This is a genomic window from Variovorax sp. W1I1 (assembly GCF_030815625.1).
Lineage (GTDB): Bacteria > Pseudomonadota > Gammaproteobacteria > Burkholderiales > Burkholderiaceae_C > Variovorax > Variovorax paradoxus_C.
This window is the reverse complement of the sequence record NZ_JAUSWZ010000001.1, coordinates 738,400-759,850: the sequence shown is the minus strand read 5'-3', so window position 1 is coordinate 759,850 and position 21,451 is coordinate 738,400. Positions and strand designations below refer to the sequence as shown.

General features: G+C 67.3%; 20 protein-coding genes. 13 read left to right on the top strand and 7 right to left on the bottom strand.

The window, feature by feature from the left end; genetic code table 11:
* Positions 1-8 precede the first annotated feature (8 nt).
* Entirely contained in the window at positions 9-689 is a 681-nt protein-coding gene (locus tag QFZ83_RS03755) for an HAD family phosphatase (RefSeq protein WP_307502797.1), read from the bottom strand.
* 86 nt (positions 690-775) lie between these two features.
* Positions 776-2,128: an MFS transporter gene (locus QFZ83_RS03750; RefSeq protein ID WP_306880857.1), complete on the bottom strand. Its 1,353-nt coding sequence runs from the start codon at positions 2,126-2,128 to the stop codon at positions 776-778.
* Between the two features lie 183 nt (positions 2,129-2,311).
* Between QFZ83_RS03750 and cyoA the strand changes: the two genes are divergently transcribed.
* The 8 genes from cyoA (at position 2,312) to QFZ83_RS03710 (ending at position 9,958) form a co-directional block, all read left to right on the top strand.
* On the top strand, positions 2,312-3,337 hold the full coding sequence (cyoA, locus tag QFZ83_RS03745; protein ID WP_013543083.1) for a ubiquinol oxidase subunit II: 1,026 nt from the start codon (positions 2,312-2,314) through the stop codon (positions 3,335-3,337).
* Positions 3,334-5,346 carry a cytochrome o ubiquinol oxidase subunit I gene (gene cyoB / locus QFZ83_RS03740; RefSeq protein ID WP_306880859.1) on the top strand — a complete coding sequence of 671 codons (2,013 nt, stop codon included), beginning with the start codon at positions 3,334-3,336 and terminating at the stop codon, positions 5,344-5,346. Before cyoA ends, cyoB begins: the two co-directional genes overlap by 4 nt.
* On the top strand, positions 5,339-6,004 hold the full coding sequence (gene cyoC / locus QFZ83_RS03735; RefSeq protein ID WP_307502792.1) for a cytochrome o ubiquinol oxidase subunit III: 666 nt from the start codon (positions 5,339-5,341) through the stop codon (positions 6,002-6,004). The genes cyoB and cyoC overlap by 8 nt, the downstream gene beginning before the upstream one ends.
* Positions 6,001-6,411: a cytochrome o ubiquinol oxidase subunit IV gene (gene cyoD / locus QFZ83_RS03730; RefSeq protein WP_307502789.1), complete on the top strand. Its 411-nt coding sequence runs from the start codon at positions 6,001-6,003 to the stop codon at positions 6,409-6,411. Before cyoC ends, cyoD begins: the two co-directional genes overlap by 4 nt.
* A complete protein-coding gene (locus QFZ83_RS03725) occupies positions 6,408-7,265 on the top strand; it encodes an SURF1 family protein (protein ID WP_307502786.1) in 858 nt (285 codons plus the stop codon). The genes cyoD and QFZ83_RS03725 overlap by 4 nt, the downstream gene beginning before the upstream one ends.
* Positions 7,249-8,631: an ATP-binding protein gene (locus QFZ83_RS03720; protein ID WP_307502784.1), complete on the top strand. Its 1,383-nt coding sequence runs from the start codon at positions 7,249-7,251 to the stop codon at positions 8,629-8,631. Before QFZ83_RS03725 ends, QFZ83_RS03720 begins: the two co-directional genes overlap by 17 nt.
* Positions 8,628-9,191, top strand: a complete 564-nt coding sequence (locus QFZ83_RS03715; RefSeq protein ID WP_306880863.1) for a response regulator transcription factor — start codon at positions 8,628-8,630, stop codon at positions 9,189-9,191. Before QFZ83_RS03720 ends, QFZ83_RS03715 begins: the two co-directional genes overlap by 4 nt.
* 62 nt (positions 9,192-9,253) lie before the next feature.
* Positions 9,254-9,958: a hemolysin III family protein gene (locus QFZ83_RS03710; protein ID WP_307502781.1), complete on the top strand. Its 705-nt coding sequence runs from the start codon at positions 9,254-9,256 to the stop codon at positions 9,956-9,958.
* A 17-nt stretch (positions 9,959-9,975) separates the two neighbouring features.
* On the opposite strand, the gene QFZ83_RS03705 is transcribed toward QFZ83_RS03710, so the two are convergent.
* Positions 9,976-10,200: a SlyX family protein gene (locus QFZ83_RS03705; protein ID WP_041943021.1), complete on the bottom strand. Its 225-nt coding sequence runs from the start codon at positions 10,198-10,200 to the stop codon at positions 9,976-9,978.
* 48 nt (positions 10,201-10,248) lie between these two features.
* On the bottom strand, positions 10,249-11,781 hold the full coding sequence (locus tag QFZ83_RS03700) for an MFS transporter (RefSeq protein WP_307502775.1): 1,533 nt from the start codon (positions 11,779-11,781) through the stop codon (positions 10,249-10,251).
* Positions 11,782-11,890: 109 nt separating this feature from the next.
* On the opposite strand from QFZ83_RS03700, the gene QFZ83_RS03695 reads away from it, so the two are divergent.
* Positions 11,891-12,787, top strand: coding sequence for a LysR family transcriptional regulator (locus QFZ83_RS03695; protein WP_307502771.1), 897 nt, complete (start codon positions 11,891-11,893; stop codon positions 12,785-12,787).
* Here the strand turns inward: QFZ83_RS03695 and QFZ83_RS03690 are convergent.
* From QFZ83_RS03690 to selD, 3 genes are all read right to left on the bottom strand, one after another.
* Positions 12,759-14,240, bottom strand: a complete 1,482-nt coding sequence (locus QFZ83_RS03690) for an AAA family ATPase (protein WP_307502767.1) — start codon at positions 14,238-14,240, stop codon at positions 12,759-12,761. The two genes, QFZ83_RS03695 and QFZ83_RS03690, sit on opposite strands and share 29 nt — an antisense overlap.
* Positions 14,241-14,346: 106 nt before the next feature.
* Entirely contained in the window at positions 14,347-16,863 is a 2,517-nt protein-coding gene (locus tag QFZ83_RS03685) for an ABC transporter permease (protein ID WP_307502764.1), read from the bottom strand.
* 86 nt (positions 16,864-16,949) lie between these two features.
* Positions 16,950-18,029 (bottom strand): selenide, water dikinase SelD, encoded by a 1,080-nt coding sequence (gene selD, locus QFZ83_RS03680; protein ID WP_307502761.1) that lies wholly within the window; start codon positions 18,027-18,029, stop codon positions 16,950-16,952.
* A gap of 110 nt (positions 18,030-18,139) precedes the next feature.
* On the opposite strand from selD, the gene QFZ83_RS03675 reads away from it, so the two are divergent.
* The 4 genes from QFZ83_RS03675 to phnE are packed head-to-tail and all read left to right on the top strand — an operon-like array spanning position 18,140 to position 21,439.
* Complete coding sequence (locus QFZ83_RS03675; RefSeq protein WP_307502759.1) at positions 18,140-18,994, top strand: putative selenate ABC transporter substrate-binding protein; 855 nt, start codon at positions 18,140-18,142, stop codon at positions 18,992-18,994.
* A gap of 14 nt (positions 18,995-19,008) precedes the next feature.
* On the top strand, positions 19,009-19,821 hold the full coding sequence (locus QFZ83_RS03670) for a phosphonate ABC transporter ATP-binding protein (protein WP_307502756.1): 813 nt from the start codon (positions 19,009-19,011) through the stop codon (positions 19,819-19,821).
* Between the two features lie 32 nt (positions 19,822-19,853).
* Positions 19,854-20,645, top strand: coding sequence for a PhnE/PtxC family ABC transporter permease (locus tag QFZ83_RS03665; protein ID WP_373424081.1), 792 nt, complete (start codon positions 19,854-19,856; stop codon positions 20,643-20,645).
* Positions 20,642-21,439 (top strand): phosphonate ABC transporter, permease protein PhnE, encoded by a 798-nt coding sequence (gene phnE / locus QFZ83_RS03660; protein WP_307502751.1) that lies wholly within the window; start codon positions 20,642-20,644, stop codon positions 21,437-21,439. Before QFZ83_RS03665 ends, phnE begins: the two co-directional genes overlap by 4 nt.
* Positions 21,440-21,451 lie beyond the last annotated feature (12 nt).

The window sequence follows — 21,451 nt, the reverse complement described above, 5'->3', positions numbered from 1 at the left end:
GTCTCGGATCAGGGCCGCACCAGTTCGCCGGGAAACCATCGCGGCAGGTGCGCCGTGGCGTCGTTCAGCGACGCCAGCACGTGGAACGCCTGTTCGACGATCGATGCCGGCGGGTGCTTGAGGTCGGGAACGATCACGACGCGGAGCCCCGCCGCCAGCGCGGCCTTGGCGCCGTTCTCGCTGTCTTCGAAGGCGATGCATTGCGCCGGGTCCACGCCCAGGCGCGAGGCTGCGAGCAGGTAGAGCGCCGGATCGGGCTTGGCGCGCACCACCTCGTCGCCGCCCGCGAAGGCCTCGAAATGATGGAGCACGTCGAGGCTCCCGAGGCAGGCCTGAATCTGGGCGCTTGTCGAAGACGAAGCCACCGCGCAGCGCGTGCCGCGCTGGCGCAATGCGGCGAGGAACTCGGCCGCGCCGGGCTTGATGGGAAAGAGCGGCGTGCCGTCGGAGCGCTCGAGTTGCAGCAGCTTGCGGACATGCGCGATGGCATGGCGGTAGGCCTCCGGTCCGCCGAGCAGCGAACCGAGGATCACCTCGGACTCCACGGTGGCGAGGCCCACGACCTGCAGGTACTGCGTGTGAGAAAGCTCGATGTCGAGCGTGCGGGCCGCTTCGATCCAGGCGGCCATGATGGGCCGCTCCGAGTCGATGAGGAGCCCGTCCATGTCGAAGATGGCGGCGGAGAACATGGGCGAATCCTAAGCCAGCGTGCGCCGTGGCCCAAAAAAGGAAAAGGGGCCGCGAGGCCCCTTCGTCGAGACGCGGCGCTCGCCGCTCAGTCGCGCACCAGAGCCCGGTTCAGGCCCAGCGCTGCCAGCGTGCCGGCCGCGCCCGAGAGCAGGTAGACGCTCACGTACGCCAGACCGAAGTTCGCCGACAGGCCCAGCGCCACCAGCGGTGCGAACGCAGCGCCGATCAGCCAGGCCAAGTCGGCCGTGAGGGCCGCGCCGGTGTAGCGGTACTTGGGTTCGAAATTCGAGGTCACGGCACCCGCGGCCTGGCCATACGAAAGGCCCAGCAGCACAAAGCCCAGCAGGATGAACACGTCCTGCCCGATGCGGCCGCCGTCGAGCAGCGTGGGGGCAAAGCCACTGAACACCGCGATCAGCGCGGCCAGGCCGCCCAAGGTGAAACGGCGTCCCACACGGTCGGCGATCAGGCCCGAGGCCACGATGCCGCCGGCGCAGAACACCGCGCCGATCATCTGCACCACCAGGAATTCGGTGATCGACTGGTCCGAGTACAGCGTGATCCACGACAGCGGGAACACGGTGATGAGGTGGAACAGCGCATAGCTGGCCAGCGCGGCGAACGCGCCGATCAGCAGGTTGGCGCCCTGCGAGCGGGTCAGTTCGACCACGCTGGTGGGCTGCAGTTCGCGCTCTTCGAGGAGGCGCGAATATTCTTCGGTGGCTACGAGCCGCAGGCGCGCGAAGAGCGCCACCACGTTGATCGCGAAAGCCACGTAGAAGGTGTAGCGCCAGCCCCAGTCGAGGAATTCCTTGATCGAGAGGCTTGCGTAGAGGTACGCGAACAGCGCGCTGGCAATGAAGAAGCCGATGGGCGCGCCCAGCTGGCCCAACATGGCGTACCAGCCGCGGCGGTTCGGCGGCGCGTTCAGCGCCAGCAGCGAAGGCAGACCGTCCCACGAGCCGCCGAGCGCGAGGCCCTGGCAGAAGCGGAACACCGACAGCAGCACGATCGCGGTGAACCCGAGGCTCTCGTAGCCCGGCAGGAAGGCGATGCCGGCCGTGGACGTGCCCAGGAGGAACAGCGCGATGGTCAGCTTGGTTTCGCGCCCGAATCGTCGCTGGATCGCCATCGAGATGACAGTTCCGAACGGCCGGGCGATGAACGCGAACGAGAAGACCACGAACGCGTAAAGGATTCCCTCCAGGCGCTGCTCGAACGGGAAGAATACGTACGGGAAGACCAGCACCGAGGCGATGCCGTAGACGAAGAAGTCGAAATACTCGGAAGCGCGGCCGATGATCACGCCGACGGCGATTTCACCCGGGGCGATGTGCGAGTGATCGGCATCGCCACTCTGGCTCGGGCTGGCGCCGTTTCCGGACGTGTTCGGCACAGGCTGTGCGCCTTGCGGACTGATGCTGGACGTCGTCGTCATTGCGTTTTGTAATTCGGGTGTCACCGACAGTGACAAAGGTAGGCCATTAACAGGAATGCCCCGAGCGTCTCACCGAAAGCAGTTTCCCGCCATAGGACAAAACGTCCAATAGGCGCCAAGTCCCTTTGGTCGTAGATTGTGGAGTCTTAGCGCAGCCCACGCACCTCTTTCTTTCTCTTCGGCATGCCCACCCTCCACTCCCTTCGCCGATGGCTCGTCTTGCTTCCCCTCGCCTTGCTGGCGGGCTGCAACACGGTGCTCATGAACCCCTCCGGCGACATCGCCAACCAGCAGGGCCGACTCATCGTCGTGTCCACGGTGCTGATGCTGATCATCATCATCCCGGTGATCGCGCTGACCATCTTCTTCGCCTGGCGCTACCGCCAGTCGAACAAGGAGGCCACCTACAGCCCCGACTGGGACCACTCCACCCAGCTCGAACTGGCGATCTGGGCGGCACCGCTGCTGATCATCATCGCGCTGGGCGCGATCACCTGGATCAGCACCCACACGCTCGACCCCTACCGCCCGCTCACCCGCCTGGACGCCAAGCGCCAGATCTCGCCCGAGACCAAGCCGCTGGTGGTCGAAGTGGTGGCGCTCGACTGGAAGTGGCTCTTCATCTACCCCGAGCAGGGCATCGCCACGGTCAATGAGCTGGCTGCGCCGGTGGACGTGCCGATCAGCTTCAAGATCACCGCCTCCTCGGTGATGAACTCCTTCTTCATCCCCGCGCTGGCCGGCCAGATCTACGCCATGCCGGGCATGGAAACCAAGCTGCACGCGGTGATCAACAAGCCGGGCGAATTCGAAGGCTTCTCGGCCAACTACAGCGGCGCGGGCTTCTCGGGCATGCGCTTCAAGTTCCACGGCCTGAACAAGGACGACTTCGACCAGTGGGTTGCCAAGGTCAAGGCCGGCAAGGAAGGCGAGCTCACCCGCGAGGGCTACACGAAGCTCGAAGTGCCCAGCGAGCGCGAGCCCGTGCGCCACTACGCCAGCGTCGACGCCGACCTGTACAACGCCATCCTCAACCGCTGCGTCGACCGCAACAAGATGTGCATGAGCCAGATGATGGCCATCGACGCCGACGGCGGCCTGGGCAAGCCCGGAGCCTTCAACGTCGCCACCATGCAGAGCTGGCAACCCGACACCCTCAACTCGCCCAAGCGTAAATACGTCACGGCGATGTGCACCACCGAAGAATGACGATGCTTGCGAACCTTGACCTGACGAAGCTCGTCTTCGGCCGCCTCACGTGGGAGGCGATTCCCTACCACGAGCCCATCCTGCTCGCGACCTTCGCGGCCGTGGTGCTGGGCGGCCTGGCCCTCCTGGGCGCCCTCACCTACTTCAAGGTGTGGGGTGTGCTGTGGCGCGACTGGATCACCAGCATCGACCACAAGAAGATCGGCATCATGTACATCATCCTCGGCCTGGTGATGCTGCTGCGCGGCTTTGCCGACGCGATCATGATGCGGGCCCAGCAGGCCTTCGCCTTCGGCGACAACGCGGGCTTCCTGCCGCCGCACCACTACGACCAGATCTTCACCGCCCACGGCGTGATCATGATCTTCTTCGTGGCGATGCCGCTGGTCACGGGCCTCATGAACTTCGTGGTGCCGCTGCAGATCGGCGCGCGCGACGTGGCCTTCCCGTTCCTGAACAACTTCAGCTTCTGGATGACCACCTTCGGTGCCGGTCTCGTGATGGCGTCGCTGTTCGTCGGCGAGTTCGCCAAGACGGGCTGGCTCGCGTATCCGCCGCTGTCGGGCATTCTCTTCAGCCCCGACGTGGGGGTCGACTACTACATATGGTCGTTGCAGATAGCGGGGGTAGGTACCTTGCTCTCTGGCGTGAACCTGCTGGCCACCATCGTGAAGATGCGCGCGCCCGGCATGACCATGATGAAGATGCCCGTCTTCACCTGGACGGCTCTGTGCACCAACGTGCTGATCGTCGCTGCCTTCCCGGTGCTGACCGCCGTGCTGGCCCTCCTGTCGCTCGACCGCTACGTCGGCACCAACTTCTTCACGAACGACCTCGGCGGCAACGCCATGATGTACGTGAACCTGATCTGGATCTGGGGCCACCCCGAGGTGTACATCCTGATCCTGCCGGCCTTCGGCATCTTCTCGGAAGTGGTCTCCACCTTCTCGGGCAAGCGCCTCTTCGGCTACGCCTCGATGGTGTACGCGACGGTCGTGATCACGATCCTGTCGTACCTCGTGTGGCTGCACCACTTCTTCACCATGGGCTCGGGCGCCAGCGTGAATTCGTTCTTCGGCATCACGACGATGATCATCTCGATCCCGACGGGCGCGAAGATCTTCAACTGGCTCTTCACCATGTACCGCGGCCGCATCCGCTACGAGCTGCCGATGATGTGGACCATCGGCTTCATGATCACCTTCGTGATCGGCGGCATGACCGGCGTGCTGCTGGCCGTTCCCCCGGCCGACTTCGTGCTGCACAACAGCCTGTTCCTCATTGCCCACTTCCACAACGTGATCATCGGCGGCGTGCTGTTCGGCATGCTGGCGGGCATCACCTACTGGTTCCCGAAGGCCTTCGGCTACAAGCTCGATCCGTTCTGGGGCAAGTGCTCGTTCTGGTTCTGGATCATCGGCTTCTGGTTCGCCTTCATGCCGCTGTACATCCTGGGCCTGATGGGCGTCACCCGCCGCATGAGCCACTTCCAGGACATGTCGCTGCAGATCTGGTTCCAGATCGCCGCCTTCGGCGCCGTGCTGATCGCGCTGGGCATCGCCTCCTTCATCATCCAGCTGGTGGTGAGCTACATCCGCCGCGAGTCGCTCCGCGACACCACGGGCGACCCGTGGAACGGCCGCACGCTCGAATGGTCGACCTCCTCGCCGCCGCCGGCCTACAACTTCGCGTTCACCCCGCGCATCCATGACAACGATGCCTGGACCGACATGAAGCGCCGCGGCTACGAGCGTCCGCTCGAGGGCTTCACCCCGATCCACATGCCCAAGAACACCAGCGCCGGCTTCATCATCGCGGCCCTGGCGGCGGTGTGCGGCTTCGCGCTGATCTGGCAGATGTGGCTCGTGGCGGGCATCGGCTTCGTCGCCATGCTGGCCGCCGTGATCATCCATACCTTCAACTACAAGCGCGACTACTACATCCCCGCGGAAGACGTCGTTCGCACCGAGGGCGAACGCACGCGCCTTCTGGGAGCTGCCCATGTCTGATACCACCGCTCTCCAAACGCCCGCGGGCGTGCACGCCCACAGCGACCACACCGGCAAGCCGCCCGTGTTCGAGCTGTTCCACGTCGGCAACGACCACCACCCCGAGAACGGCACGCTGCTGGGCTTCTGGCTCTACCTGATGAGCGACTGCCTCATCTTCGCGTGCCTGTTCGCGGTGTACGGCGTGCTGGGCCGCAGCTACGCGGCCGGCCCCTCGGGCGCCGATTTGTTCGACCTGCCGCTGGTGGCGATCAACACCTCGCTGCTCTTGCTGTCGTCGATCACCTACGGCTTCGCGATGCTCGAGATGCAGAAGAAGCGCATGGGCGGCGTGCTCGTGTGGCTGGCCATCACGGGCCTCCTGGGCGCGGGCTTCATCGGCCTCGAACTGTATGAATTCGCGCACCTGCTGCACGAGGGCGCGGGCCCGCAGCGCAGCGCGTTCCTCTCGTCGTTCTTCGCACTGGTGGGCACCCACGGCCTGCACGTGAGCTTCGGCATCATCTGGCTCATCGTGCTGATGATCCAGTTGCCCAAGCACGGCTTCACCGCCGCGAACCGCCGCCGCCTGATGTGCCTGTCGATGTTCTGGCACTTTCTGGACGTGGTCTGGATCGGCGTCTTCACCTTTGTCTACCTGATGGGATCGATGGCATGAGCGCCCACACCGACACCGCCGCGCACGGTCACGACGCGCATGGCGCCCACGACGACCATCACGACGATGGCCCCGTGAGCCACAGCACCTTCAAGGGCTACATGACCGGCTTCGTGCTGGCCGTGATCCTGACGGCGATTCCGTTCTGGCTCGTGATGGGCAAGGTGTTCGCGAACACCAACACCACGTCGCTCATCATCCTGGGCTTCGCCGCGGTGCAGATCGTGGTGCACATGATCTATTTCCTGCACATGGACGCCAAGTCCGAGAGCGGCTGGAACATGCTGGCGCTGATCTTCACGATCGTGCTGGTGGTCATCACGCTGGCCGGATCGCTCTGGGTCATGTACCACATGAACACCAACATGATGCCGATGTCGGTCCACGACATGAAGAACATGCCTTGACGACACCGCCGCCAGACCTCCTTTCCAGCCACGACAAACCGGCAGGCCGCCCGCGCTCCGCGGCCGCCCGGGTGGCACTGGCGGTCTGTGCGGTGCTTGCCTTTGCCGGGTTTTTCGCGCTCGGCACTTGGCAGGTCGAGCGCAGGGCCTGGAAGCTCGATCTCATTGCCCGCGTCGACCAGCGCGTGCATGCCCCGGCCGCCGAGCCCCCCGCGCGCGCCGACTGGCCGCAAGTGAACGCGGCCAACGACGAATACCGCCATGTGCGCGTCACCGGCACCTTCCTGCACGACAAGGAAACCCTGACCCAGGCCAGCACCCGGCTCGGCGCCGGATTCTGGGTGCTGACGCCGTTGCAAGCCGCCGATGGCACGGTAATCCTGGTCAATCGAGGGTTCGTTCCGCCCGAAGCCCGCGAACGTGCGAGCCGCGCGGCCACCGAGGCGAAGGGCGAAGTCACCGTCGCCGGCCTCTTGCGCATCACCGAGCCCAAGGGCGGGTTCCTCCGCAAGAACGACCCTGCCACAGACCGCTGGTTCTCGCGCGATGTGCAGGCCATCGGCGCGGCACGCGGGCTGAATGACGTGGCGCCGTACTTCGTCGATGCAGAGGCCGATCCGTCGCTCTCTGCAGAAACGGCCGATTACCCCGTGCGTGGCTTGACGGTCATCGCCTTCCCCAACAGCCACCTCGTCTACGCCCTCACCTGGTACGGGCTGGCACTGATGGTGATGGGCGCCGCCTGGTTCGTCTGGCGCGACGGCCGCAAGCGCGCCGGGCGTGCACCCGGCGGCAGCAGCGAAAATGCGGCCCATGCCGACCCCAGCCCTCGCCCCGATGCGTACCGCGACTGAAGCGGTCGCGGGCGAACTGCCCGCCCCCCGCGCAGGCGTGGCGAGCCTGGACAACGCCACCGGCCACAAGAACATGCAGCAGCTGATCCAGCTGCGCTGGTTCGCGGTGGTCGGGCAGGTCGCCACCATCCTGGTGGTGCACTACGGTTTCGGCATCCGGCTGCCGCTGGACAACATGCTGCAGGTGCTCACCTGCCTGGCGCTCTTCAACATGGTGAGCCTGCTGCGCTCGCGCACCCACCGCCGGGTGACCAACGGCGAACTGTTCCTCGCGCTGCTGGTCGACGTGGCCACGCTCACGGCGCAGCTCTACCTGAGCGGCGGCGCGACCAACCCCTTCGTGTTTCTCTACCTGCTGCAGGTGATCCTGGGCGCGGTGCTGCTGAAGGCCTGGTCGACCTGGACCATCGTGGTCATCACCTGCCTGTGCTTCGCGGGGCTTGCGCTCTTCTCGCGCCCGCTCGCGCTGCCGCTGGACCACCACCGGGGCCTCTGGAGCCCCTACATCCAGGGCATGCTGGTGTGCTTTGCGCTCAATGCGGCGCTGCTGGTGATCTTCATCACCCGCATCAGCGGCAACCTGCGCGCGCGCGATGCACGGCTGGCAGACCTGCGCCAGCGCGCCTCGGAAGAAGAACACATCGTGCGCATGGGCCTGCTCGCATCGGGCGCGGCGCACGAACTGGGCACGCCGCTCGCCACGCTGGCGGTGATTCTGGGCGACTGGCGCCGGCTGCCGCACTTCAGCTCCGACCCCGAACTCCTGACCGAGGTGGCCGAGATGGAACTGCAGATCCAGCGCTGCAAGAGCATCGTGAGCGGCATCCTGCTGTCGGCCGGCGAGGCGCGCGGCGAATCGTCCGAAGAAACCACGGTGAGCACCTTCCTGGACGACCTCGTGGAGGAATGGCGCACCACCCGCCCGGTCGAGGAGTTCGACTACGACAACCGCTTCGGGCAAGACCTGCCCATGGTTTCCGACTCGGCCCTGAAGCAGATGATCTGCAACGTGCTCGACAACGCCCTGGAGGCCTCGCCGCACTGGCTGCGCCTCGAAGCGGCGCACGATGCGGACAACCTCACGATCACCGTCACCGACGCCGGCCCGGGATTCCTGCCGGCGATCCTCAAGGAGTTCGGCAAGCCCTACCAGTCGAGCAAGGGCCGCCCGGGCGGCGGGCTCGGTCTGTTCCTCGTCGCCAACGTGGCGCGCACTTTGGGCGGTCGCGTCGCGGCACGCAACCGGCCCGAGGGCGGCGCCATCGTGACCGTCACGCTGCCGCTCGCGGCCGTCGTGCTGGAAGAGGAAGAAGCCGACGACGAAACGGTCTCGCCGGCCGAGCCCATCGCCAACGCAAAGCCATGACGGAAGAAACCGCTGAAGCCCCGCGCCAGCTGCTGATCGTCGAGGACGACGAGGCCTTTGCGCGCACGCTCAGCCGCTCCTTCGAACGCCGTGGCTACACGGTGATGCACGCGAGCAATGCCGAGGAAGTCGAGGCGCTGCTGGAGACGCGGTCACCGGAGCAATCGCCCGGCTACGCAGTGGTCGACCTGAAGCTCAACGGCGAGGCCTCGGGCCTGGCCTGCGTGCAGATGCTGCACCGTCACAACCCCAAGACGCTGATCGTGGTGCTCACGGGCTTCGCCAGCATCGCCACCGCGGTGGAAGCCATCAAGCTGGGCGCCTGCCATTACCTGGCCAAGCCCTCGAACACCGACGACATCGAGGCTGCCTTCGGCCGCGCGAACGGCACCACCGAGGTGGAACTGACCAACCGCTCGACCTCGATCAAGACCCTCGAATGGGAGCGCATCCACGAGATGCTGGCCGAGACCGGCTTCAACATCTCCGAAACCGCGCGGCGGCTCGGCATGCATCGGCGCACATTGGCGCGCAAATTGGGCAAACAGCAGGTCAAGTAACATGATTTGCCGGTTTCGCGCCAATTGCGGAACCAAAACCGTTTCTCGGAGTTCTGTTCCTGATGACGAATAGCCCATCCCTGCAGTTGCAGCCCCTTCCCGCCGATCCGAAGAAGCCGGCGCCCGTCGCCGCCCGCGACCAGACCGGGATGGAAGAACTCTTCAATGCGCTGAGCCACGGCCTTGGCCTCGTGCTGGCGATTGCTTCGCTGCCGATCCTGATCTACAGCGCCGCCCAGAAGGGCCAGGCCGCGAGCGTGGTCGGCGTCTCGCTCTTCGCGGGCACGGCCATCGTGCTGTACCTCATCTCCACGCTGTACCACGCGCTGCCGATCGGCCGGGCCAAGGCCTGGTTCAACCGGCTGGACCACGCGGCCATCTATCTCTTCATTGCGGGCAGCTACATGCCCTTTTTGTTCGGCGTGCTGCGCGGACCGTGGGGCTGGACGCTGTTCGGCGCGATCTGCGCGGCGGCTGCGTTGGGCGTGGGCGCCAAGCTGTTCAACCGGCTGCAGCATCCGCTGTGGTCGACCGGGCTCTATGTGGCAATGGGCTGGATGGCGCTGATGGCGGCGGTGCCGCTGTATGAGCGCATGTCACCGGCGGGGCTGGGTTGGCTCGTGGCCGGTGGCTTGTTCTACACGGCGGGCGCGGTGGTCTTCCTGTTCGACAACAAGATCCGCTTCGCGCATTCGGTGTGGCATCTGTTCGTGCTTGCCGGCAGCACCTGCCACTTCTTCGCCGTGCTCTGGCACTCGCACGGCTGAGCTTTTCTCTTCAGCAATCAGTAGTGCGGCGGTAGCTCGTCGCGAAGATTGCGGGCCGCCCCGTCCTGGCCCGCGTTCTGGCTCAGTTGCCGCAGGTGCGCCACCTGCTGGATCAGGCTGTCGATCTGCTGCTGTTGCCGGTAGATCGTCATGTTCAACTGCTCCAGCAGGTCGTCGGCGTAGCTCGACTTGATCTCGAGTTCGGTGAGGCGCTCGGTCACATCGTTCGGTAGGTGTTCCATGCCGCTATTGGACAGGAAGAGCTGCGGGTTCTTTGTGACGCCTTGCCTTCAGCAGGCCGTCGACTCCAACGCCACCGCGCCCGCTTCGGCGTGCGTCTCGCCGCGCAGGAACACGAACACCACCAGCGCCGTCAACACCGTCACCCCCGCCAGCACGCACAGCAACGTGCCGAACGCCGCGCCATACGCATGCAGCAACGCCGCGCGGTCCACGCCCGGCAGCAGCGCGAGCGCCTGCGACAGGTCGCCTGTCGTCACCCGCTGCGCCGCCTGCGATGTCGCTCCAGGAGGCGCCGGCAAGCGGCCCAGTTGCAGCGAAACCAGTGCCGTCAGCCCCGCCCCGACCAGCGCGAGCGCAATCCCCTCTCCCGCCACCCGCACCGTGTTGAAGATGCCCGACGCCATGCCCGCCCGCTCGCGCGGCACCACGCTCACCGCGAGCCCGTCCATCAAACCCCACGGCAGGCCGATGCCCGCGCCGATCAGCAGCAGCGGCCACACGATCGCCTGCAGCGGCGTGCCCGGCGCGCAGTAGCTGAGCCAAAGCAACCCCACCGCGCACACCAGCAGCCCCACGGCCGAGATCACGCCCGCCGAGAACCGGTGCGCAAGCGACGCCGCGAGCGTCGGCACCACGAGGATCGGCCCCGAGAGCGCGAACATGAATACGCCCGCCTCCATCGCGCTGCGCCCTTCCAACCCGATGAAGCGGATCGGCAGCAGCACCAGCAGCACGACAAAACCATAGGCCGGCGCCGCGGCCAGCAACTGCACGCCCACGAAGCGCGGAAAGCGGAACAGCGACAGGTCGAGCATCGGGTGCGCCACGCGCCGCTCGATGGCGATGAAGGCCGTACCCATCAGCGCCGCGCCGGCCAGCGCACCGATCACCCACGGGCTGCCCCAGCCGCTGTCGGGCGCCTGCAGCACGCCGAGCGTGAGCAGCGTCAGCGCGGCGGTGAAGGTGAGCGTGCCCGGCACGTCGAGCCCCATCGCATGCGGGTTGCGCGACTCGCGCATGCTCAGCGAGGCGATGCACAGCGCCACGAGGCTGATCGCGCCCGGACTCAGCATCACCGACTGCCAGCCGAAGCTCTCGGCGAGCCAGCCCGAGAGGATCGACCCGCACGACAGCCCCACGCCGAACGAAGTGCCGATGAAGCTGAACGCCCGCGTGCGCGCCGCGCCGTCGAACACCTGCGCCAGCGCCGCCGTGCCCGACGCGAACGCGGCCGCCGAGCCCAGCCCCTGCAGGGCGCGCGCGAGATCGAAGGCGACGATGCCGGGCGCGAGCGTCAGCAGCGAACTGCTGAGTGCCACCACCGCAAGCCCCATGAGGAAGACGCGCTTGCGGCCGTAGGCATCGGCCAGCGCACCGGCCGCCATCAGCGTCGCGCCGAAGCTCAGCATGAAAGCGTTGGTCACCCAGTTGAGTTGCACCGGGCTGCCGCCCAGCGCGTCGCGGATCGCGGGCAGCACCACCGCCGGGCCGGTGAAGCTCAGCGGCATGCCAAGCGCCGCGAGGCAGACAGCGGCCAGCAGCCAGTTCTTGTTGTCGGAAAGCGAGGAAGGCGAGGACATCGAGGGCTTTCACGCCGAAGGGAGGAAGGAGCACAGAAGATAGAAAGGAATCAATGGAATGAAAATGGCGCCATTGATCCTCACACTCCCAACCCAGGGTTGTTAATCCATGGACAGCTTCAGCGGACTCGAATCCTTCGTGCGGGCGGCCGACCTGCTGAGCTTTGCCAAGGCCGGGCGGTTGCTCGGCATTTCGGCCTCGGCCGTGGGCAAGAACGTCGCGCGGCTCGAACAGCAACTGGGCCTGCGGCTCTTCAACCGCACCACGCGGCACGTGCGGCTGACCGAGGAAGGCGCGATGTTCCATGAGCGCTGCCGCCGCATCCTCGACGAGCTCGACGATGCCCGGGCCATGATGCAGGACGCGGTCGCGGCCCCGCGCGGTCGCCTTCGCGTCAGCCTGCCGACCATCGGCTATCGCTTCCTGCTGCCGATCCTGCCGGCCTTCAAGGCACGCTTTCCCGAGATCGAACTCGACCTCGACTTCAACGACCGCCTGGTCGATGTGATCGCCGAAGGCGTGGACGTGGCGATCCGCAGCGGCGAGCTCGGCGACTCGCAGCTCGTGGCGCGCCGACTCGGCCCGTTCAATTTCGTGCTCGTCGCCTCGCCTGCCTACCTGGCCGAGCACGGCGTGCCGCAGGTGCCAGCCGACCTCGCGCGGCACAGTTGCCTCCGCTACAAGTTCGTGACCGGCGGAAAGATCGAGGATTGGGACCTGCCCGGCCTGCCCACGCAATTGCCGCCCGGGCTTCTCTGCAACAACATGGAAGCCATGCTCGGCGCGGCCGTCGCCGGCCTCGGCGTGGCCTACATGCCCGACTTCCTCGCGCGCGATTCGCTCTGCCGCGGCGAACTGCAGCGCGTGCTGGAGACGCACCTCGTGCGCCAGGGGCAGTTCTCGGCGCTGTGGTCATCGAGCCGGCAGTTGTCGCCGAAGGTCAGGGCGTTTGTGGACTTTGCGGGGGAGCACATGTTCAAGGAAGCGCTGCCGCCAACTCGCTGACCTCGCGAGGTGGCGCTTCGACGCGCGGCACGCTCTCCTTCGGCTGCGCCTTCACAGGCTCACTCCCCATCCGGCTCAGCGCAATCGCCGCCTGCAACGGATAGAGCGTCCGCGCATCCCCTTCGGCCTTGTTGCTCACCGTCGTCCCCGCGCCCTCGCTCATGCTGGCCGTGCGCACCGCGTCCAGCCGGTGCGTGGGCACCATGAACGGCGAGTGCGTCGTGTAGACGATCTGGTTGCCGAAGTCGTGTTCGAAGTGCACGAGCAGGTCGGCCTGCGAATGCGCGTGCAGGTGCAGACCGGGCTCGTCCAGCAGCAGGATCGCATCGCCCGCGCCGCGCGTATCCGCAAAGAACGTGATGTAGAACGAGAAGAACCACTGGAAGCCACGGCTGCGTTCGTCGAGATTCACTTCGACCTCGTAGGCGCCGTTCGGGTCGGACACGAGCGTGTCCATGTACGGCCCGTCGAGGTTGAAGCGGACCTTGAGTTCGCGGTCTTTCCACACGCGGCGGATTTCCGACGTGACGACCGAGCCGGCGCGGTTCACGAGCTGGTTGCGCGTGGCCTGGTCGTTCTTCTCCAGCAAGTCCTGCAGTTGCTGCGGATCGAGCCCCGCGACCTTGCAGAGCTTCTCGAAGCTGCGCTGCTCGGGCGTCGCCTGGCCCCAACCCTTGCGCACGAGGTAGTCGGCAATGTTCTGGCGGCCGGGCAGCGCGGGGTATTCATCCACGTAGACAAAACGCGGCAGCTTTTCGAGCACCCATTGCTTCGCCTTCGCGAGCGCGGGCGTGTCGTTGGCGATCGCATGCGCCATGTCCTCGAGTTCGACCAGCATTTGCTCCTGCTTGTCGCTGAGTTCAGCATCGGCCGCAGCCATCGCCTTGCGCAAGGCCTGCAGCGCCTTCACCGCGCCTTCGGACCAACGGATGTAGTCGGGGCTCGGGATCATCGCGGCGTCGAAGGCGTCGGCCTCCTGCTCCAGCGTGGCGCGGGCGGCTTCGGCGACCTTCTCGGCCGCGGCCTTGACGGCGGGCACGATCTTGCGGACCTTGCCCTTGATATCCGACACATCGAGCGAGAGTTCGCCGAGGCCTTCGAGGCCGGTCCAGCGCGTCGCGGCATAGCCCCGGCCGGCTGTGACGTGGCGCACCTCGGATGCGCGCGGAAGGATCGCCTTCAGCTCGGCGCGCTCGTTGTCGTCGAGCGCCCAGCGCGTCGTGACGACGGGCGTGTCGCCCTTGCATTCTTCGAGGCGGCGGTGTCGCGGAAAGTCCTTGATCGGACTGAGTTCGGCGAGGCCTTCGGCCGGGTTCAGGCTGTGGAGCGCGCGCAGCAGGTTCGATTTGCCGCTGTCGTTTCGGCCGAGGACCGCGGTGATCTGCGTGGAGTCGATGGAGCCGCTGTCGTTGATCGAGCGAAAGTTGGTGATCTGGAATGACGCCAAGCGCATGCAGGAATTTCTCTTCTTGAAATGGATACGGGGCCGGGGAATGTATTGCATCCCCGGCCCCGTCCTGCCGATCGCGAAAGAAAAAACTGTACGGCGTCGTTGGTTCCTATTCGGCCGCGCGACGCAGCGTGTCGACCACCGGGCGGCGCAGCACATCGCGCAGGCCCCACCACCCCGCCGCCAGCGCGAGCACCGCACCGGCCAGCGCACCCGCAACGGGCACGATCGGCGATGCGGTCCAGGTGAACTCGAACACGTAGCGCGCGAGCCCCCAGCCGATCACCGAGGCCACGATGCTCGCGAGAAAGCCGGCGAGCAGCCCCACGCCGATCAACTCCGCGCGCTGCACCTGGCGCAAGAGGCTCGCGCGTGCGCCGACGGCACGCATCACCGCGAACTCGCGCGCCCGCTCCTCGCGCGTGGCCGTGACCGCGGCGAACAGCACCACGAGCCCCGCCGCGAGCGTGAAGCCGAACAGGAATTCGACCGCGCGGATCACTTGGTCGAGCACGCGCTGCACCTGGTTGATCGTCGCGCTCATGTCCACGTTGGTCACGTTGGGGTAGCTGCGCACGAGCGCGTTGTCGAAGCCGCGCGTCTCGGGCGCACGGAAGGCGCCCATGTAGGTGACCGGCACGTCGGCGAGCGACGCCACCGTGTACATCACGAAGAAGTTGGCGTGCATCGAGCCCCAGTCGACCTTGCGCAGCGACGTGATGCGCGCGTCGTTCTGCATGCCGCCGATGTCGAAGCGCAGCGTGTCGCCCAGCTTCAGGCCCAGCGTGTCGGCCAGGCCCTCTTCCACGCTCACCTCGCCTGCCGCCCCGGGCTTCCATGCCCCCGCAGTGATGCTGTTGTGCGCGGGCGCCTCCATGGCGTTGCTGAGGTTGAACTCGCGGTCCACCAGGCGCTTGGCGCGGTCTTCGACGTAGTCGTCGGGGGTCACCGGCTTGTCGTTGATCGCGACGAGGCGGCCGCGGATCATCGGATACCAGTCGAACTTGCCCACGCCCGCATCGCGCAGCGACTTCTGGAAGGCATCGCTCTGGTCCGGCATCACGTTGATGACGAAGCGGTTCGGTGCATCGGGCGGCGTGGCCTTGCGCCAGCTCGCGACGAGGTCGGTGCGCAGCAGCACGAGCAGCACCAGCGCCAGCAGACCCACCGCGAGCGCGCTGACCTGCACCACGGCATAGGCGGGCCGCGCCGATATCTGCCGCGTGGCGAGCACCAGCCAGCGCGGCGCGGTGGTCTCGTTGACGCTGCGGCGCAGCACCTTCACCGCGAGCCAGCTGAGCAACGCGAAAACGGCCACCGCACCCGCGAAGCCGCCGACCGCAATCAGGCCGAGCTTGATGTCGCTGCTCGCGGCCATCAGCAGCGCAGCGAAGCCCGCCACGCCGATGCCGAGCACCGCGAGCGATGCGGGCTTGAGCCCGCCCACGTCGCGCCGGATCACGCGCAGCGGCGGTACGCGCGCGAGCTGCAGCACGGGCGGCAGGCCGAAGGCGAACAAGAGGGTGAGCCCCATGCCGAGGCCGAAGGCCACCGGCCACAGCGTGGCGGCGGGCAGCGCGGTCTCGACCAGCCCGGCCAGCAGCAGCACGAACACGTAGTGCACCGCAAAGCCGATGGCCACGCCGAGCCCGCTCGCCACGAGGCCGATCACCGCGAACTCGAAGGCATAGGCCATCGCGATGGTGCGCTGGCTCTGGCCGAGCACGCGCAGCATCGCGCAGTCGTCCAGGTGGCTGGCCGCGAAGCCGCGTGCAGCCAGCGCCACGGCCACGGCCGAGAGCAGCGCCGCGAGCAGCGCGACGAGGCTCAGGAATTTCTCGGCGCGCTCGAGCGTCTGGCGCATCTCGGGCCGGCCACCTTCGAAGGAGTCGAGCCGCACGCCGCGCAGCTCGCCCTTCTTGATGGTGGCCTCGGCCCATTCGGTGAAACGCTTGACCGCCGGATCGCTGCCCGCCACCGCATAGCGGTAGCCCACGCGGCTGGCCGGCTGCACGAGCCCGGTGCGCGCCACGTCGGCCTGGTTGAGCATCACGCGCGGCGAAAAGCTCATGAAGCCGGCGCCGCGGTCGGGCTCCAGCGTGATGATGCGGCCCACGCGCAGGCTGGTGTCGCCCAGGAGCAGCGGGTCGCCGATCTTCAGGCCGAGGGAATCGAGCAGCGAAGCATCGACCCACACCTCGCCGGCCGGCGGGATGTCGCGGGTGATCTCACCGGGGCCGGCAAAGGTGGTCGAGGTCTGCAGATTGCCCCGCAATGGATACCCCGCCGTCACCGCCTTCAGCGCCACCAGCTTGCTCGCACCGCCCTGCACGTCGTCGGCCCGCGCCATGGTGGGAAAGCCATAGGTGGCGGTGCCTTCCAGGCCCAGCGACTTCGCCTGCGCCACGAAGGCATCGGGCGTCGGGTTGTCGCTCACGATCACTGCATCGCCGCCCAGCAGTTGTCTCGCATCACGCTTCAATCCACCCTGCAACCGGTCGGCGAAGAAGCCGACCGCCGTGAGTGCGGCCACGGCCAGCAGCACGGCGACGATCAAGAGGCGCAGCTCGCCGGCGCGCAGGTCGCGCCAGAGGGTGCGCCAGCCAAGGCGGAGGGAATCGGTCATGGCGCGAACGATAGCCGACGGCTACTGCCGCAGGCGGGTTCAAGGGTTATTGCACCCTTTCGGGCGAGCCGGCGCGAAAAGCAGGGTCAGGGCAGGACGCGCAAGCCGGGGTTTCCGGCCTCGACGCGGCCGATGACGGCCGCCTGCGCAAAGCCTTCCTTGCGGAAGATCTCCAGCACCGCTTCGACGGCCCCGGGCGCGCAGCTCACGAGCAAGCCCCCGGAAGTCTGCGGATCGCTGAGCAGGTTCTGCGCGGTGGGCGGCAGGCCTGCGGCCAATTCCACGTCGGCACCGTAGCCCGCCCAGTTGCGGCCCGATGCGCCCGTCACGAAGCCTTCGGCAGCCATCTCGGCCACGTTGTCGAGCAACGGCACCTTCGACCATTCGACGACAGCGGAGAGCTTCGCGCCGCGCGCCAGTTCGAGCGTGTGACCGGCGAGGCCGAACCCCGTCACATCGGTCAGCGCATGCACGCCGTCGAGCGCGGCCAGCGCGATGCCGGGCGTGTTGAGCTTCGTGGTGTTCTCGATCAGCTGGCGGTAGCCGGCCTCCGACAGCTGCTCCTTCTTGAGCGCCGCCGACAGCACGCCCACCCCCAGCGGCTTGCCCAGCACCAGTACGTCGCCGGCCTTCGCATCGGCATTGCGGCGCACGCGGTCGGGATGCACCAGCCCCATCGCGACGAGGCCGTAGATCGGCTCAACCGAATCGATGGTGTGCCCGCCCGCGATCGGAATACCGGCCGCGCGGCACACGTCCTGCCCGCCGCGCACGATCTCGGCGATCACTTCCACGGGCAACTGGTTGATCGGCATGGCCACGAGCGCCAGCGCCATGATCGGCCGGCCGCCCATCGCGTACACGTCGCTGATGGCGTTGGTGGCCGCGATGCGCCCGAACTCGTAGGGGTCGTCCACGATGGGCATGAAGAAGTCGGTGGTGGCGATGAGCGCCTGCTGGTCGTTGAGCCTGTAGACTGCCGCGTCGTCGGCGGTCTCGATGCCCACCATGAGCTCGGGCGGGATCATTCCCCCCGCGTGGTTCTTCAAGATCTGCGACAGCACGCCGGGCGCGATCTTGCAGCCGCAGCCGCCACCGTGCGAGAAGCTGGTGAGCCGCAGCGGCGCCAGCGGATTCAGGAGCTTGGAGGATGCGGCATCGGTCATGGAAGCGGTTCGGTCGGATGAGACAAGCCGCGATTATCGAAGCCCCACCTGCGTTGCGCCCATCGCTGCCGATACACCCTTTTTTATCGTTCTCACCACAGGCCATCCCCATGAACAAGCTCTCCCGCATCGCGCTTGCGCTCACCGTCTCGGTCGCCAGCTTCGGCGCCCTCGCCCAGGGCGTGCTGCGCGTCTCGGCCATTCCCGACGAGGCGCCCACCGAGTTGCAGCGCAAGTTCACCCCGCTGGGCGACTATCTCAAGAAGGAAACCGGCATGGACGTGCAGTTCACGCCCGTGACCGACTACGCCGCCGTGGTCGAAGGCCTGGCCACCAACAAGATCGACATGGCCTGGCTCGGCGGCTTCACCTTCGTGCAGGCGCGCATCCGCACCAACGGCGGCGCGGTGCCGATCGTTCAGCGCGCGGAAGACGAGGTGTTCACCAGCAAGTTCATCGTGCCGGTGGACAGCACCGCCAAGACCTTGGCCGACCTGAAGGGCAAGACCTTCGCGTTCGGCGCGCCCTCCTCCACCTCGGGCAGCCTGATGCCGCGCTACTTTTTGCTGCAGGCCGGCATCAACCCCGAGAAGGACTTCAAGACGGTCGCGTTCTCGGGCGCGCACGACGCGACCGTGGCCTTCGTGGCCGCCTCGCGTGCCGAGGCGGGCGTGCTCAACGCCTCGGTGTGGGACAAGCTGGTCGAGTCGAAGAACCCGAACGCCGCCAAGGTGCGCGTGCTCGCGACCACGCCGACCTACTACGACTACAACTGGACGGTGCGCCCGGGCATGGAGCCGGCGCTGCAGAAGAAGCTAACGGACGCGTTCCTGAAGCTCGACCCGGCCAACCCGGCGCACAAGGAAATCATGGCGCTGCAGCGCGCGAGCAAGTTCATTGCGACGAAGTCGTCGAACTACGACGGCATCGAGACGGCGGGTAAGTCGGCCGGCCTCATCAAGTAAGCGAGAACGCGCGGATGGGTTTTTCCCTCGACGCCGTGGGCGTGGTGCACCCCAACGGCCAGCGCGCGCTGGCCGGAGTGACGCTGGCCGCGCGCGATGGCGAGCGCATCGCCGTCATCGGGCCCTCGGGCGCGGGCAAGACGACGCTGCTGCGCGTGCTCGGCGCTGCCTTGCTACCCGGTGAAGGCGCGGTGCAGGCGCTCGGCGCGAAGCCTTGGCAGTTGCCGGCCGGCGCGCTGAAAAAGCTGCGCGCGCGCATCGGCACCGTGCATCAGGCGCCGCCGATCGCGCCGCGGCTGCGCGTGGTCACCGCGGTGCTGGCAGGCCGGCTCGGCGAGTGGTCTGTGCTGCGCGCGCTGGGGTCGCTCTTCCATCCTTCCGATATCGCGGGCGCGCACGAAGTGCTGTCGCGCCTCTCGCTCGAAGACCGCCTCTTCGACCGCTGCGACCGCCTCTCGGGCGGGCAGCTTCAGCGCGTCGGCATCGCGCGCGTGCTGTACCAGCGGCCCGGCCTGCTGCTGGCCGACGAACCGGTCTCCGCGCTCGACCCGACGCTGGCCGACGCTGCCATCGGCCAGCTCGTCGCGCAGAGCGAAGCGACGGGCGCCACGCTGGTCGCCTCGCTGCATGCGGTGGACCTCGCGCTGCGCTGGTTTCCGCGCGTCGTCGGCATGCGCAACGGGCAGGTGATGTTCGACCTGCCGACCGCCGAGGTCACGCCCGCGATGCTCGATGCGCTCTATGCGAGCGAAGGCGGCGTGGCGGTGCAACGGGCGCCGCAGCCCGTCGCTGCCGAGATGGCCTTCCAGCGGCCGGACTGCCCGTGAATACCGCCGTCGCCCATCGCGATCCCCAGGCGATGCGGCGGCTGGCCGGCTGGCTCGCCGCGCTCGTCATCGCCTGGCCGATGCTGGCGCTCTCGGAGTTCAAGCCGTGGGCGCTGTTCGGCAGCGGCAACCTCGCGGTGATCGGCGGATTTCTTGCGGGCTTCTTTCCGCCCGATGGCTCGCCCGCCTTCCTGGCATTGCTCGCCAAGGCCACGCTGGAAACGCTGGCCATGGCCACGGCCGGCACCGCGCTCGCGTTGCTCATCGGCGCGCCGCTCGCGTTCGTCACGACGCGCGCCCTTTCCATCTCGCGCATCGGACCGGGACCGGGCCGCGTGCAGGCCGGCATCGTGCGGCAGGCGGCGCGCTGGCTGCTGATGGTGCTGCGCGCCATTCCCGAAATCGTCTGGGCGCTGCTCTTCGTGCGCGCGCTCGGACTCGGCCCCGCGGCCGGTGTGCTGGCGCTGGCGATCACTTACGGCGGCATGCTGGGCAAGGTCTACGCAGAGATCCTCGAATCGACCGACACGCGACCCGCACGCGCGCTGCTCGAAGGCGGCGGCGGCCGGCTAGCGGCGCTCTGCTATGGCCTGTTGCCCCACACAGCGCAGGAACTGGCCTCGTACACCGTCTACCGCTGGGAATGTGCGGTGCGCGCCTCGGTGGTGATGGGCTTCGTCGGCGCGGGCGGCCTCGGCCAGTTGATGGACCAGTCGATGAAGATGCTCAACGGTGGCGAGGCGAGCAGCATCCTGCTCGTGTTCCTCGTGCTCGTGCTGCTGGCCGACATGCTGAGCAATGCGCTGCGGAGGCTGCTCGCATGAACAGGCTCCCGCCGCGTCCGCCGCCGTGCCTTCGCTGCTGGTTCGCCGTGGGGCTGATCGCGGTGGCAGTGATCGCCAGCTTCGTCTACCTCGGCATCGACTACCGCGCGCTGGGCTCGGGCGAATCGCTGCGGCTCATGGGCAAGTTCATCGCCGAGTTCTTCCCGCCCGATGTGTCACCGGATTTCCTCGCGAAGGTCGGCAACGGCGCGTTGCAGACGCTGGCGGTGTCTGCCCTCGGGACGGTGCTGGCCGCCATCGCGGGCGCCGTGCTCGCGCTGCCGGCCTCGGGCCGCGCCGGCTGGCTGCCGCGGCATGTGGCGCGCTTCGTCCTCAACTTCCTGCGCAGCGTGCCCGAGCTGGTCTGGGCCGCGCTGATGGTGCTGGCCGCCGGCATCGGCCCGTTCGCAGGCGCGCTGGCCTTGTCGCTGCACACCACCGGCGTGCTGGGCCGCCTGTTCGCCGAGGCGCTGGAAAACGCCCCGCGCGAACCCGAACATGCGCTCACGCTCTCGGGCGCCGGGCCGGTCGCCGCCTTCAGCTACGCGAGCCTGCCGATCGTGCTGCCGCAGTGGGTGGCCTACACGCTCTACCGCTGGGAGATGAACATCCGCATGGCCGCGGTGCTCGGCTTCGTGGGCGGCGGCGGACTGGGGCAGCTGCTGTACTTCCACCTGTCGATCTTTCAGCAGCAGCAGGCGATGACGGTGCTGATCGCAATGTTCGTGCTGGTGACGCTGGTGGACTTTGCGAGCGCTCGCTTGCGCAGAGGCTTAGGGCCGGCCTACGCCTGAGGCATCCGGCGA

Bases quoted from the DNA above. Each gene is read 5' to 3' on its own strand.
- QFZ83_RS03755 (WP_307502797.1), bottom strand. From the start codon at position 689: ATGTTCTCCGCCGCCATCTTCGACATGGACGGGCTCCTCATCGACTCG.
- QFZ83_RS03750 (WP_306880857.1), bottom strand. From the start codon at position 2,128: ATGACGACGACGTCCAGCATCAGTCCGCAAGGCGCACAGCCTGTGCCG.
- cyoA (WP_013543083.1), top strand. From the start codon at position 2,312: ATGCCCACCCTCCACTCCCTTCGCCGATGGCTCGTCTTGCTTCCCCTC.
- cyoB (WP_306880859.1), top strand. From the start codon at position 3,334: ATGACGATGCTTGCGAACCTTGACCTGACGAAGCTCGTCTTCGGCCGC.
- cyoC (WP_307502792.1), top strand. From the start codon at position 5,339: ATGTCTGATACCACCGCTCTCCAAACGCCCGCGGGCGTGCACGCCCAC.
- cyoD (WP_307502789.1), top strand. From the start codon at position 6,001: ATGAGCGCCCACACCGACACCGCCGCGCACGGTCACGACGCGCATGGC.
- QFZ83_RS03720 (WP_307502784.1), top strand. From the start codon at position 7,249: ATGCGTACCGCGACTGAAGCGGTCGCGGGCGAACTGCCCGCCCCCCGC.
- QFZ83_RS03715 (WP_306880863.1), top strand. From the start codon at position 8,628: ATGACGGAAGAAACCGCTGAAGCCCCGCGCCAGCTGCTGATCGTCGAG.
- QFZ83_RS03710 (WP_307502781.1), top strand. From the start codon at position 9,254: ATGACGAATAGCCCATCCCTGCAGTTGCAGCCCCTTCCCGCCGATCCG.
- QFZ83_RS03705 (WP_041943021.1), bottom strand. From the start codon at position 10,200: ATGGAACACCTACCGAACGATGTGACCGAGCGCCTCACCGAACTCGAG.
- QFZ83_RS03700 (WP_307502775.1), bottom strand. From the start codon at position 11,781: ATGTCCTCGCCTTCCTCGCTTTCCGACAACAAGAACTGGCTGCTGGCC.
- QFZ83_RS03695 (WP_307502771.1), top strand. From the start codon at position 11,891: ATGGACAGCTTCAGCGGACTCGAATCCTTCGTGCGGGCGGCCGACCTG.
- QFZ83_RS03690 (WP_307502767.1), bottom strand. From the start codon at position 14,240: ATGCGCTTGGCGTCATTCCAGATCACCAACTTTCGCTCGATCAACGAC.
- QFZ83_RS03685 (WP_307502764.1), bottom strand. From the start codon at position 16,863: ATGACCGATTCCCTCCGCCTTGGCTGGCGCACCCTCTGGCGCGACCTG.
- selD (WP_307502761.1), bottom strand. From the start codon at position 18,029: ATGACCGATGCCGCATCCTCCAAGCTCCTGAATCCGCTGGCGCCGCTG.
- QFZ83_RS03675 (WP_307502759.1), top strand. From the start codon at position 18,140: ATGAACAAGCTCTCCCGCATCGCGCTTGCGCTCACCGTCTCGGTCGCC.
- QFZ83_RS03670 (WP_307502756.1), top strand. From the start codon at position 19,009: ATGGGTTTTTCCCTCGACGCCGTGGGCGTGGTGCACCCCAACGGCCAG.
- QFZ83_RS03665 (WP_373424081.1), top strand. From the start codon at position 19,854: ATGCGGCGGCTGGCCGGCTGGCTCGCCGCGCTCGTCATCGCCTGGCCG.
- phnE (WP_307502751.1), top strand. From the start codon at position 20,642: ATGAACAGGCTCCCGCCGCGTCCGCCGCCGTGCCTTCGCTGCTGGTTC.